This is a genomic window from Capnocytophaga sp. oral taxon 336 str. F0502 (assembly GCF_000411575.1).
Classification (GTDB): Bacteria; Bacteroidota; Bacteroidia; order Flavobacteriales; family Flavobacteriaceae; genus Capnocytophaga; species Capnocytophaga ochracea.
Window position 1 is genome coordinate 108,635 of sequence record NZ_KE150493.1, and the last position, 13,111, is coordinate 121,745.

The 13,111-nt window shown below is 41.6% G+C and carries 10 protein-coding genes; 9 read left to right on the forward strand and 1 reads right to left on the reverse strand.

The window, feature by feature from the left end:
* Positions 1–27: 27 nt before the first annotated feature.
* Both HMPREF1528_RS11190 and HMPREF1528_RS11195 read left to right on the forward strand, forming a co-directional pair.
* Positions 28–1,182 (forward strand): lactonase family protein, encoded by a 1,155-nt coding sequence (locus HMPREF1528_RS11190; RefSeq protein ID WP_016479840.1) that lies wholly within the window; start codon positions 28–30, stop codon positions 1,180–1,182.
* A 39-nt stretch (positions 1,183–1,221) separates the two neighbouring features.
* Positions 1,222–2,889 carry a formate--tetrahydrofolate ligase gene (locus HMPREF1528_RS11195; protein WP_016479841.1) on the forward strand — a complete coding sequence of 556 codons (1,668 nt, stop codon included), beginning with the start codon at positions 1,222–1,224 and terminating at the stop codon, positions 2,887–2,889.
* 249 nt (positions 2,890–3,138) lie between these two features.
* Here HMPREF1528_RS11195 and HMPREF1528_RS11200 read toward each other — a convergent pair whose 3' ends face one another.
* Entirely contained in the window at positions 3,139–5,715 is a 2,577-nt protein-coding gene (locus tag HMPREF1528_RS11200; protein ID WP_016479842.1) for a BamA/TamA family outer membrane protein, read from the reverse strand.
* 226 nt (positions 5,716–5,941) lie between these two features.
* Between HMPREF1528_RS11200 and HMPREF1528_RS11205 the strand changes: the two genes are divergently transcribed.
* From HMPREF1528_RS11205 to HMPREF1528_RS11235, 7 genes are all read left to right on the forward strand, one after another.
* Positions 5,942–6,673 carry a TrmH family RNA methyltransferase gene (locus tag HMPREF1528_RS11205; protein ID WP_016479843.1) on the forward strand — a complete coding sequence of 244 codons (732 nt, stop codon included), beginning with the start codon at positions 5,942–5,944 and terminating at the stop codon, positions 6,671–6,673.
* Positions 6,674–7,272: 599 nt separating this feature from the next.
* Positions 7,273–7,833, forward strand: a complete 561-nt coding sequence (locus HMPREF1528_RS11210) for a nucleotide exchange factor GrpE (protein WP_009416985.1) — start codon at positions 7,273–7,275, stop codon at positions 7,831–7,833.
* A 10-nt stretch (positions 7,834–7,843) separates the two neighbouring features.
* Complete coding sequence (gene dnaJ / locus HMPREF1528_RS11215) at positions 7,844–8,965, forward strand: molecular chaperone DnaJ (RefSeq protein WP_016479844.1); 1,122 nt, start codon at positions 7,844–7,846, stop codon at positions 8,963–8,965.
* A gap of 430 nt (positions 8,966–9,395) precedes the next feature.
* Positions 9,396–10,118, forward strand: a complete 723-nt coding sequence (locus HMPREF1528_RS11220; RefSeq protein WP_016479845.1) for a nitroreductase family protein — start codon at positions 9,396–9,398, stop codon at positions 10,116–10,118.
* Positions 10,119–10,169: 51 nt separating this feature from the next.
* Positions 10,170–10,994 carry an alpha/beta hydrolase gene (locus HMPREF1528_RS11225; RefSeq protein WP_016479846.1) on the forward strand — a complete coding sequence of 275 codons (825 nt, stop codon included), beginning with the start codon at positions 10,170–10,172 and terminating at the stop codon, positions 10,992–10,994.
* A gap of 80 nt (positions 10,995–11,074) precedes the next feature.
* A complete protein-coding gene (locus HMPREF1528_RS11230) occupies positions 11,075–12,037 on the forward strand; it encodes a type I phosphomannose isomerase catalytic subunit (protein WP_016479847.1) in 963 nt (320 codons plus the stop codon).
* Positions 12,038–12,056: 19 nt separating this feature from the next.
* A complete protein-coding gene (locus tag HMPREF1528_RS11235) occupies positions 12,057–13,067 on the forward strand; it encodes a 3-oxoacyl-ACP synthase III family protein (RefSeq protein WP_016479848.1) in 1,011 nt (336 codons plus the stop codon).
* Positions 13,068–13,111: the final 44 nt, after the last annotated feature.

Sequence of the window (13,111 nt, forward strand, 5' to 3'; positions counted from 1 at the left end):
TTGTTCAATTTTTAATTATTAAAAGTTATGCTGAAATTACAAACTGTTCTTTCTTTGGTATTATCGATGTTTGCCTTTCATATATTTGCACAAGGCGAAAAACCTAATAACTTGACGATGTTTGTAGGCACTTATACCGAAGGAGGCAATTCTAAAGGTATTTATACCTATCGTTTTAATCAGGAGAATGGAACTTTCGAACTGCTGAGCAGTGCTACCGCAGCCAATCCTTCTTTCTTGACGTTATCCCCCGATGGGAAACATCTGTACGCAGTAAGCGAATATAACGACGGGCGACAAGGAGTTTATTCGTTTGATTTGAGTCAAGATAAAGCGCATTTAAGTTATCCTGTTTTTCAATCCACTGTCCCTAAGGAGAGTTCTGAGGAAGAACCGAAACAGGCGGGTGCTGACCCTTGTCATATTGTTACTGACGGTAACTATGTAATTACGGCTAATTATACAGGGGGCGACATCAGTGTTTTTCCGCTGGATGCAGAAGGTAAATTAAAAGCAGAGACACAACATATTGCTTTTGTAGGAAAGACACCCAAGCGCGTGGCACATATCCACTGCATTATTCCCACCCCTGATAAAAAGTATATATTAGCAACTGATTTGGGCAACGACCGCGTGTATCGCTTTCGTTACAACAAGAAAGCACGTAAAAACGCTGAGGTACTCACCGCTCAGCGAGTAGCTTATGAGGTGAGCGACGGACAAGGACCTCGTCATCTTACGTTTAGTAAAGATGGTCGTTTTGCTTATTTAATAGGCGAATTGGGCGGAGAGTGTGTAGTGCTGGGCTATCACAAGGGCAAACTGAAAGAAGTGCAACGCTTAATGGCTGATGAAGGCGGCGGACGAGGCAGTGCCGATATACATATCAGTCCGGATGGGCGTTTCTTATATACCTCACACAGATTAAAGAAAGACGGCATTGCTATCTTTGCTATCGACCCTAAGAAGGGTACTCTCACAAAAGTAGGATACCAACTCACAGGTATTCACCCCCGCAATTTTGCGATTACTCCCAATGGTAAATATCTTTTAGTAGCTTGCCGAGATGATAATAAGATACAAGTGTTTCGGCGTGACGAAGCAACAGGTGAGCTCACCGATACGTCACTTAGTATCAGTGTAGATAAACCTACTTGTGTGGCGTTTGCAAAATTGAACTAAAATCAGTACTTTTGTCGCACTATTAATTATCAATTGTTTATGACCGACTTAGAAATCGCCCAAAAGGCACAGATGCTCCCTATCAGAGAGGTAGCTAAAAAATTAAACATCAGTGAGGACGACCTCGACCCTTACGGGAAATACAAGGCTAAACTACCGTTGCACCTCATCGACGCTGAGAAGATGAAAAACAGTAAGTTGGTGCTTGTTACGGCTATTACCCCTACCCCTGCTGGTGAGGGCAAGACCACGGTGAGCATTGGTCTGACGGAAGGACTTAACAAAATAGGCAAAAAAGCGATTGTCGTATTGCGTGAACCGTCGTTAGGTCCTGTTTTTGGTATCAAAGGAGGGGCAGCTGGTGGAGGATACTCACAAGTGGTACCTATGGAGGACATCAACTTGCATTTTACAGGCGACTTTTCGGCTATTGAGAAGGCTAACAACCTATTGGCGGCTGTCATTGATAATAATATCCAAAGCAAAACACACTCTATTGGCATCGACCCTCGCACCGTAGTTTGGAAACGCGTAATGGATATGAACGACCGTGCACTACGCCATATAGTGGTAGGTTTAGGCGGTGCTACTCACGGAGTACCTCGCGAAGACGGTTTTAACATCACTCCTGCTTCTGAAATTATGGCAATACTATGTCTTGCCGAAAGTTTTTCTGACCTGAAAAAACGTATTGGTAATATCTATGTAGGCAAAAAGTTTGACGGCACCCCCGTATTTGCCCGCGACTTGAAGGTGGTAGGGGCTATGGCGCTTTTGCTTAAAGAAGCCATCAAGCCTAACCTCGTGCAAACGCTTGAAAACAATCCTGCTATCTTGCACGGAGGCCCGTTTGCTAGCATTGCACAAGGTACGAACACTGTATTGGCTACCAAAATGGGACTATCGTTGGGTGACTACGTGATTACCGAAGCAGGTTTTGGCGCTGACCTTGGGGCTGAGAAATTTCTCAATATCAAATGTACTTCAGCTGGATTAGCTCCCGATGCAGTGGTGATTGTAGCAACGATTCGCGCCTTGCGTCATCACGGAGGGGCTAAAAAAGAAGAGTACAACACTCCTTCCTTGCAAAAAGTGAAACTCGGTATTGCTAATTTGGAAAAACATATCGAGAATGTGCAACTTTTTGGTCTCAAAGCAGTAGTAGCGATTAACTATTTCCCTAACGATAGTGAAGAAGAGATAGCCTATGTAAAAGAAGTATGTGCTCAAAAAGGGGTAGAAGCGATTGTAAGTAAAGGGTTTAGTGAAGGAGGTAAAGGTACCGAGGAACTTGCTCGCGCTGTCGTGGCTATAGCCCAAAGTGGTGAGAGTCATTTTAGTCCGCTATACAGCAATGAAGCGAGTATAGAAGAGAAAATAACAGCAGTAGCTACTAAGATTTACGGAGCGAGCAAGGTGAATTACAACAGTAAAGCCGTAAGTCAGTTGAAGCAAATCAAAACATTAGGCTTTGATAAAATGCCTATTTGTATAGTGAAGACGCCTAAATCGCTCAGTGATGACGAGAAGAAGCTCGCTCGTCCTACCGATTTTGAGGTAACCGTGCGAGAGTTTGAGTTTGCCTCAGGGGCGGGCTTTGTAATCCCAATCTTAGGCGATACTGTGCGTATGCCGGGACTCCCCAGTGTGCCTGCCGCCGAAGGTATGGATATAGATGACGAGGGAGTTATCACAGGACTCTCTTAATAGATAAAAGGTAAAAGATAAAAGGTAAAAAGAGCTTGTTCGGAAAGTTTTGCCTTGAAGAGCCTTTACAAAATTCCCCTATAAATGCAATGAAAATATGATTGATTATTAGTTAGTTTTCAACTTTGCCAAAATTTAAAACTTTGGCAAAGTTTGCGATGCAAAGCCAGCAAATACTTGGAGCTAGGTATGTGACGATTTTTAGACTTTTTGGACACCCTCTTTACTCAGCTTGTACTCATACTACACTTAAAACGGATAGTTGATACCGAAGTTGAACACGGTTTCTTTAATTCTGAATTTCTTTATCCAGCGGTTGCTCATTTCTTCGGCAGGGTCATATGTAGGTATACCCATATCGAGGCGAATTACAAAGAAGTTGAAGTCGTAACGCAACCCAAATCCGGTACTTAACCCCACATCTTTTAATGAAGAAAGGTCTTTAAACTTGTATTGATCAAAACGAGTATCATCGGCTACGTTCCAGATATTTCCGACATCGGTGAAGAGGGCACCTTTGAGTGCCCCTAAGATAGGGAAACGATATTCGAGATTGAGCGTAATCTTCATATTGGCTTCGTTGTAATCTAAAATCGAACCACTTGAACCAGGTCCTAAACGATAGGCTTTAAAACCACGGTTATCGGTAGTACCTCCGGCAAAGTAGCTTTGTGAAAACGGAATATTATCGGAGTTACCATAAGGGATAGCTATCCCTAAGAAGGAACGGAATGCTAATGAACTCTGTTTGGCTATGGGGAAGTGCTTGATAAAATCGACCTCAGCTTTGGCATATTGAGCGTATTCTACCCCAAAAATCTTATTCTTAGTACTACCTTCGGTATTGACCACTTTATAAGTAGCTGTCAAAGCATTGAGCAAACTCCCCGCTCCTTCTATCTTGAAACGCAATTGTGAGAAGTTGCGTTCAAAAAACTGTGATTTGCTATTGATGATATAAGTAAAACTACTTGATACAATAAAGTCATTATTTGTAATACGACGATAGCGTTCAGAAATAGCATATATAGGCAAAATATCTTCACCTTGAACTACCAAATTCCTTTCGAATACATCATTTATAAAGTTAAAAGTCCCCTCAGTAGGGGTAAGATTGCCTTTGTCGTCTACATATCGGCTACCTAAACTGTATTTTTTGGCAATATCGTTCAGCCTTTCATAAGTACTTTGGTAAATATTGAAGAAATTACCTGGGTTGATATTGTTTACGTATTGTACGTTTATCAAATCGAAAATGACTTTGTTCTTCTGCTTACGCGGATTCCATACATAGCGCAACAAACCCGAAGTGGTACGTTTGTCGAGCCCTATATTTGTTTGGTAGCTCATACCTGTTTGCAAGATAGTTTGTGGGGTCATATAATAGGGGATGAGCTTGCGCGTATTCAGTGGGAAAACGATAGAAGGAAAGATGAAACGTATATCACCACTGACTTCTGAGGTATTGAAAAAGCGTGTATCTTTAAGCGTAGGTTGCGAGGCAAAAGTACCTTGCAAGTTCAGTTCTAAGGTTTCTGCTCCACGAAAGACATTGCGTGCTGCAAACGAAGTTCCTACCCCAAAACCTATCGCCTCAATCTCAGAACGCTTTACCTCATTGGTAAGTCGCAATGAAAACTTATCTAAGGACGAAAGGTAGATATTGGCATCGAGTTTGTTTTGCAAGGTGTCATTGGTAGCGTATTTGAAGTCCATATTTGGGTAGCGGAACACGCGCAGGTTGTTGAACTGTCGGTAGGTATTTCCGCGCTCTAAATCGGAGTAGATTTGTCCTTTTTTGAGGCTTGTAGCGTGATACAACACCCGTGGACGATAACGCAACTTGTCCTTGTAATAAATAATCATATTGCGATACTCCAAAGAATCTAAAGAGCTCTTATCTACCTTGTTGTCGTAATCGGTATACAGACGTACTTTATTGATGTAGTGCATCTTATACTTCTTGGCGGTAATTACATCGCCATCGCGTTCTATAAGGTCGCCTATATCAGTAGTTACTTGCAGTTTGTTGTCTTTTTGAGTTGTAACCGTATCGCGCTCGATTTGGAAGTTGATAGAGCTTTGCTGAAAGGTATAAAAACCGTTGTTGCGAAAGAGCTCGTATAGGCGTGAACGTTCATTGCTAAAATCGGTAAGCTGGTAAGGGGCTCCTGATTTTAGGAACGTTTTTGCCTTGTTTTGCTGGTAAACTGAATCTATTTCAGGAGAAGTGATATGCGTCTTCAAGCTATCGATATAATAGCGCTCGCCGGTAGTGATATAATAGCCCACTTTGGCTTGTTGTTTTTCTTCATTAGGGAGAATGAAGATGCTATCAGTTACTTTGTTATTGAAATAGCCTATACTTCTGAAATAAGCTCCCAACTGCTTAGTGGATTTGTGTACGCGTGCTGTATCTAAAACCGATGGGGCTTCGCCTATCTTCTGCAACTGGTGATCGATGCCTGAAACGAAAAACGACTTCTGTAAGCGACCTACTTGTTTTTTAGAGAGAAAACCATCTAAAAACCTATGCCAACGAGGGTGTGTATCGAGCCATTGGACAAAATCCTTTTCGGCATTAGGGTTTCCTAAATTGTAGATATATAGACTGATAGGCATTCCTAAAACATACGAATTGGGCTTTTGTAATACAAAATTGTTTATCTTTGCATCGTCGGTCTTAGTGCCATTCACATATACGAGGTTTTCACGGAGCAAATGGCGGTCGTTAGGGACACGCTTGGTAGCATCGCACGAAAAGAGAGCAATGGCTAACACGAATAACAGACTGATAACGCTTAGTTGGGAAAGAGATTTTCTCACAAGTTTTTGTTTTTAGAGCTCAATAATAAGAATTTTCAAAGAAATAAATCTCTTTTTTAGGAGAGAAATTGAACAAATTAAAAGAATCTCCCTAAAGGGAGAGAAATCGAGCAAACCACAACAAATGAAACAAAAAGCAACCTTTTATTTGTTTGATTTGAATAGATTTGTTTAATTTCTAAGGTGCAAGCCTTATCATTTTTTGGCAAAAATACATAATTATTTTATGCTTAGCAAAAATCAAGTAAAATTAATTCAGAAATTACAACAGAAGAAATACCGCAATGAGCTGAATCTCTTTATAGTAGAGGGGAAAAAGAGCATTGTGGAATTTCTGCAAGCGGGTTACCGTTTAGAGTTACTTATCGCTACCGAAGTGTTTGCCACAGCGCTGAACGGTCAGCCTATTACCTTAGTGAGCAAAGAGGAACTGCGGAAGGTGAGTAGCCTTAAAAATCCCGATGAGGGCTTGGCGATTTTCCACCAACGCCAACATAAGGGCATCTTGCAAGAGGGTGTAATCCTCGCCTTAGACAATGTGCAAGACCCTGGTAATTTAGGTACGCTTATCCGCCTCTGCGATTGGTTTGGTATCGAAACGCTGATCTGCAATAGCCAAACGGTGGATTGCTACAACCCGAAAGTTGTGCAAGCCACTATGGGTTCTCTCACAAGGGTTGCCGTGCATTACGTGGATTTAGCAGGTTTCTTGGCAACTTGTGCGCTACCTTTATACGCAATGGATTTGGACGGTGAGAACCTCTACATTACCGAATTCCCCGAAGATTGTGTGCTAATCTTAGGCAACGAAGCTAACGGTATTAGCCCCGAAGTACGCGCCTTGGCTGATGACATTATCACCATTCCGCGTTTTGGCAAACTGCAACAGACGGAAAGTTTAAATGTGGCAATGGCGGGAGCGATAGTGGTGAGCCAGGTAAGAAAATTGGATAATTAGAAAATGAGAAAATGAGAGAATGAGAAAATTAGAGAATGAGGAAATGAGAAAATTAGAGAATTAACAGATTAGTAAACGGGGTAAATGCCAATAATGCCAATAATACCAGAAATACCAATAATACCACCAAGGGGAATGGACGGGTCGGTCTTTTCAGACGGGTCGGGCAGGTCAGAGGATAGGTTGGAGGATTCGGAAAGAAACGGAGAAATTCAAAAGAAGGCTAAGAGGAGTTTTGGTGAAAAAAGGCTGTAAGGAGGGTGGGGTTAGCTTATAGAGAGCTTATAGGAAGCTTATACGAATCTTGGACGATTGGTATAGAAAGGGTATGTAAGTTATTGATTAATACTATAATAGAACAACGCTAAAAATGTTAAAAACAGGGTTTCGAGGCGAAAGAAAGAGAAAAGGCAATAGACCTTAGGTCATAGGCACTAGGGAGGTAACATTCCCCTTTACACATACCCAACTGTCGCTGGCTACCTTCAAAGGGAGAATGAGGAGAGGCTCATTGGGGGGCTTCTGTCAAATTGTCACCTTTTTAGCCTTTGGCAAATTATTTGCTACCTACTAACGAAATAAACTAAAAATGAATCATTATGATTACCGAAGATATTAAAAACGATGACTTAGAACTTGAACAAGAGGCAACTGATAACACTCCTTCGGAAGAAGTTGAAGAACCTACTTCTGTTGAAGAGCCCGAAGAGCCCGTTAAAGAAACTTCAGAAGACCTTCTTGCAAAAGAGAAGGACAAGTTTTTGCGTTTGTTTGCTGAGTTCGAAAACTATAAGAAGCGCACTGCGAAGGAACGTGCAGAGCTCTTTAAAACTGCTGGACAAGACATTTTGTCAGCCTTGTTACCTATAATAGACGATTTTGACCGTGCTTTGGTAGAATTGGCTAAATCGGCTGATGAACATACTCTTAAAGGGGTGGAACTCATCTATAATAAACTAATAAACACTCTTAAATCAAAAGGATTAGAGAAAATAGAAGTTGCCCCTAACGACACTTTTGACAGTGAACATCACGATGCAGTTACCCAAATTCCTGCCCCTACTCCTGAAGACAAAGGCAAAATTGTAGATGTTGTGCAAACAGGCTACAAATTAGGCGATAAAGTAATACGTTTCCCCAAAGTAGTAGTAGCACAATAAGGAGGAAGGAATGAAGAAAGATTACTACGAAATATTAGAAGTACAGAGAACGGCTACCGCTGCTGAAATAAAAAAAGCATATCGGAAGCAAGCCTTGAAATATCACCCAGACAAGAACCCTGGTGACAAACAAGCTGAAGAGAACTTTAAATTGGCTGCCGAAGCCTATGAAGTGCTCAGCGATGATAACAAACGCGCCCAGTACGACCGCTTTGGTCACGCTGCCTTTGAAGGAGGTATGGGAGGCGGAGGCTTCTCGATGGACGATATATTCAGTCAGTTTGGAGATATTTTTGGTGGACATTTCTCGGGCTTTAGTGGTTTTAGTGGTTTCGGGGGAGGAAGCGGTCAGCAACAAGTGTACGTAAAAGGAGAAAACTTGCGTATACGGGTGAAAGTTACGCTTGAAGATATCGTAAAAGGTACTGAGAAGAAAGTAAAAGTACGCCGTAAGGTAAAAGCTGAAGATACTACCTATAAAACTTGTCCTACTTGTCACGGACGCGGACAGGTAGTACGCCAAATGAATACGATGCTAGGCGTAATGCAAACGGCTACTACTTGTACTGCTTGTGGAGGCTCGGGCGAAGTGATTGACAAACGTGGTGCTGACAGCGATTCGCAAGGATTAAAAACCATAGAAGAGACTATTCCTATCACAATTCCTGCAGGAGTGATAGATGGTATTCAGTTAAAGATAAACAACAAGGGTAATGAAGCGCCTACGAAGAATGGTGTAGCGGGTGATCTGCTTGTGCTCATCGAAGAACAAGAACACGAAACCTTAAAACGCGAAGGCGACAACTTGCATTACGACCTTTATATTAGTTTTCCTGAAGCGGTTTTAGGTGTTTCTAAAGAGATTGAAACGGTTACAGGAAAGGTACGCATTAAACTAGACGAGGGAATACAGTCAGGAAAGATATTGCGCTTGCGCGGTAAAGGTATACCTAACTTGCAAGGGCGTGGTACTGGTGACCTTATCATTCACGTGAATGTATGGACACCTAAAAAGCTCACCGACAAGCAAAAAGCTTTCTTTAAGGAAATGCAAGAAGACGAGAACTTCGCTCCTAAACCCGACAAGAACGAGAAATCGTTTTTTGAGAAAGTAAAAGAAATGTTTTCATAGGTTATTATTTTACTTAATAAACAAAGAGAGACTGCCAAGAAGGTGGTCTCTTTTTTGTTAGGAAAAAGGTGGGAGCCTGAGTTAGAGGAATGAGGCTGTGCCTCAGAAATTAAACAAAATTTAAACAAAATCAAGGCTGCGCCTTGTGAAATGGAAAGGTGTTTAGTCGCGTACTTTCGGAGAAAAATCGGAGAAGTTGGGAAAAGGAGGTAAAAGAGAAAAGGCAAAGACAGTAATAGATAGTATGTATGTGAAATGATATGAAAGAAATATTACTATTGTTTATATTGAGGAAAAGTTGTACTTTTGTGTTTTAGTAATAGAGTCAAACCGGGCAGGGTGAACGATTCAGAAGGGTTTGTCTTTGGCGAACTAATTATATGTGAGCGAATTGTCTTTTGCCCTTACGATGACTAAAAACTAACGAACTATGTTAAAAGATATATTGAACTTTAGGAGAGCGGTGCGTTATTATGCGCCTACACCCATAAGTGAGGAGAAGGTGCGCGAATGTCTTAAACTCGCCACACTGGCACCTACCAGCTCTAATATGCAGTTGTACGAGCTCTACCACATCACCGATAAGGCTTTGTTAGAGAAATTAGCACACGCCTGCCTCGACCAGCGTACGGCTACCACGGCACAACAAATGGTGGTATTCGTTACTCGTCAGGACAAACACCGCGCTCACGCTCGTGCTATCTTGGAGTTTGAGCGTGGCAATGTACAGCGGAACAGTCCGCCCGAAAGGCAAGCCAAGCGTATTAAGGATAAAGAGGCGTATTACAGTAAGCTGATGCCTTTTGTGTATAGTAGATTTTTTGGGCTACTAGGGCTCTTCCGCAAAGCGTTTGGGGTGGTTACCAGTTGGTTTCGCCCTATGATGCAACAGCTCTCGGAAGGCGATATTCGCGTAAGTGTACACAAAAGCTGTGGACTCGTAGCACAGACCTTTATGCTAGCAATGGCAGAGGAGGGTTACGATACTTGTCCGTTAGAGGGTTACGATAGCAGACGCATTAAGAAGTTATTACACTTACCTTGCGGGGTAGAAGTGAATATGGTGATTACTTGTGGACTTCGTGAACAGCGCGGTATCTGGGGTGAAAGGTTTAGATTGCCGTTTGAGGAAGTGTACAGACATAATGATTAATGGTTAATGAATAATGATTAGATACTAATAACTGTTTAATAATTCAAATATATGAAACTTAGGAATATAATTTTTACTTTTTTAGTTGCTATTAACTTGGTAAATGCCAAAACTGAACCTGTAACTATTCAGGGAGCTGTAGGAACACTTCGCGGAGTGGTAACCACTCCTGATACTGTGAAAAAGTCTCAGAAAATCCCTACCGTGATTATCTTTCACGCACTGACTAGCAATAAAGACAAAAAGCTATATGCTACTTTGGCAGATAGCTTAGCGACACACGGTATTGCCTCAGTACGCTTTGACTTTAACGCACACGGCGAAAGTGACGGAGATTTTAAGAAAATGTCGTTAGATAATGAGTTAGAAGATGCACGGCGCATAATGGCATTTACTAAAAGACTCCCTTTCGTAGGAAAAATAGGCTTGATAGGACACTCGCAAGGAGGGGCTATAGCGATGCTTTTGAGTGCAGAATTAGGGAAGAAAAACGTTAAAGCATTAGGCTTGTTAGCACCTGCTTCTACAATTCACGACATACTATCACAAGGGGTACTATTCGATGCCACTTTCGACCCATTGAATGTACCTGAAGAGCTTTCCTTTTTTGGAGGGAAAGTAACTGTAGGGAAGGACTATATCCTCTCAGCACAACGATGCAAACTCATTCAGAAAGCGAGAGCATATAAAGGCAATGTATTGGTAATTCACGGTACGGGCGATAGAATGCTCTCTTATACTTACAGTGAAAATCTGCCTTATTTCTATAAACATTGTAAAGTAAATCTCATTGAAAAGGGAGATCATTTGTTTACGTCGAAAGAAGCGCAAGCAGCAGAGATTATGACACAATTTATGCTGAAAAACTTAAAATGATTAGTAAATGTGCTAACAACTGATTGGCTAATTAAAAAAATATTCGTATCTTTGCACTTTAACTAACAACCTTAATAAAAATGTATCCAATAAAATTTAAACCTATCCTCAAAGAGCGCCTTTGGGGAGGTACTAAACTAAAAACATTATTCAACAAACCTATTGAAAGCGATATTACAGGCGAAAGTTGGGAAGTATCAGGCGTGCCAGGCGATATCTCAGTAGTAGCCAATGGGGCTCTTGAAGGTAAAAGTCTGCAAGAACTCATTGATTTGTACCCTAATGAACTATTAGGCAAACACGTGCACGAGCGTTTTGGTCACAATTTCCCTATCCTTATTAAGTTTATAGATGCATGCGAAGACCTCTCTATACAAGTGCACCCTAATGATAAACTCGCTAAAGAACGCCACAACTCTTTTGGTAAAACAGAAATGTGGTATGTGCTTCACGCCGATGCAGGAGCTGAACTGATTGTAGGCTTCAACAAAACAGTAACCAAAGAGGAGTATCAACAGCACCTCAATAGTGGTACACTCACCGATATTCTCAACTACGAAAAAGTAAAAGATGGTGATACTTTCTTCATCAACACGGGCAAAGTACACGCCATAGGTAAGGGAATTATCATTGCCGAAATACAACAAACCAGCGACATCACCTACCGCGTGTACGACTTCAACCGTCGTGATAAAAATGGTAACCTGCGTGAACTCCACACTGAACTCGCTCTCGATGCAATCGACTACGAGAAAAAAGACGACTTTAAAGTGGCTTATACCAAAGACACTAACACGGTAAACAAAGTGGTGAATTGTCCTTATTTTATTACCAATTTGCTACCGCTTACCGCAGGCTATGAAAAACAACTTTCACAAGACGATTCTTTCCATATCTATATGTGCGTAAAAGGCGAAGGTATAATAGGTGATGGCACTACCGAATTACCTATCAAGCAAGGTGAAACAGTGCTTTTACCTGCTTCTTGTCACAAATTAGAGGTAAAAACCAAAGGAATGGATTTATTGGAAGTATATATTTAGACAACTAAAAACTAAAAATATGTTATATCGTTCAAGAATTAAGGGATTAGGATTTTACGTCCCTGAAAACGTAGTTACTAACGACGACCTATCCAAACTAATGGATACCAGCGATGAATGGATTCAAGAGCGCACCGGTATTCAGCAGCGTCATCACGCACTAAGAGGTAGTGACACTACTACCTCAATGGGTGTAAAAGCAAGTTTGAAAGCTATTGAAGCCGCTAAAATCAATAAAGAAGAAATAGACTTTATTGTATTTGCAACCCTCAGTCCCGACTTCTATTTCCCTGGTTGTGGGGTATTGGTACAAAAAGAATTGGGTTTGCCTACTGTGGGAGCTCTTGATATTCGCAACCAATGTTCGGGCTTTATCTATGCCCTTTCAGTAGCCGACCAGTATATCAAAACGGGTATGTACAAAAATATCCTTGTGATAGGTGCTGAAACCCAATCGCCCGCACTGGATATGACCACTCGCGGTCGCAATATGGCAGTGCTCTTTGGCGATGGTGCAGGCGCTGCTATTGTCTCTCGTTCTGATGACCCCGAGCGCGGTATTCTCTCCACTCACTTGCATAGCCAAGGTGAATACGCCGAACAATTAGCAATGATTACCCCAGGGGTAGGTACCAAATGGGTAACCGAATTATTGGCAGAAAACGACCCTAACGATGTGAGTTATTACCCTAATATGAACGGTCAGTTTGTATTTAAAAATGCTGTGGTTCGCTTTGCGGAAGTGATAGAAGAGGGATTGAAAAGCAATGGTCTTTCTCACAAAGATATTAATATGTTGATTCCTCACCAAGCTAATTTGCGTATCTCACAGTTTGTACAACACCAATTCAAACTCACCGATGAACAAATATTCAACAATATAATGAAGTACGGTAACACTACCGCAGCTTCTATACCTATCGCCCTTACCGAAGCAGTTCAACAAGGCAAAATCAAGGACGGAGACCTCGTAGTACTTGCTGCCTTTGGTAGTGGCTTTACTTGGGCAAGTGCTATCATCCGTTGGTAGACTATAGCGTGGCAGGCAGTCACAGTGTGACATAGAATAAAAAG

Excerpts from the sequence above, each read along its gene's own strand:
- HMPREF1528_RS11235 (WP_016479848.1), top strand. The coding sequence starts at position 12,057 with ATGTTATATCGTTCAAGAATTAAGGGATTAGGATTTTACGTCCCTGAA.
- HMPREF1528_RS11205 (WP_016479843.1), top strand. The coding sequence starts at position 5,942 with ATGCTTAGCAAAAATCAAGTAAAATTAATTCAGAAATTACAACAGAAG.
- HMPREF1528_RS11190 (WP_016479840.1), top strand. The coding sequence starts at position 28 with ATGCTGAAATTACAAACTGTTCTTTCTTTGGTATTATCGATGTTTGCC.
- HMPREF1528_RS11195 (WP_016479841.1), top strand. The coding sequence starts at position 1,222 with ATGACCGACTTAGAAATCGCCCAAAAGGCACAGATGCTCCCTATCAGA.
- dnaJ (WP_016479844.1), top strand. The coding sequence starts at position 7,844 with ATGAAGAAAGATTACTACGAAATATTAGAAGTACAGAGAACGGCTACC.
- HMPREF1528_RS11210 (WP_009416985.1), top strand. The coding sequence starts at position 7,273 with ATGATTACCGAAGATATTAAAAACGATGACTTAGAACTTGAACAAGAG.
- HMPREF1528_RS11230 (WP_016479847.1), top strand. The coding sequence starts at position 11,075 with ATGTATCCAATAAAATTTAAACCTATCCTCAAAGAGCGCCTTTGGGGA.
- HMPREF1528_RS11225 (WP_016479846.1), top strand. The coding sequence starts at position 10,170 with ATGAAACTTAGGAATATAATTTTTACTTTTTTAGTTGCTATTAACTTG.
- HMPREF1528_RS11220 (WP_016479845.1), top strand. The coding sequence starts at position 9,396 with ATGTTAAAAGATATATTGAACTTTAGGAGAGCGGTGCGTTATTATGCG.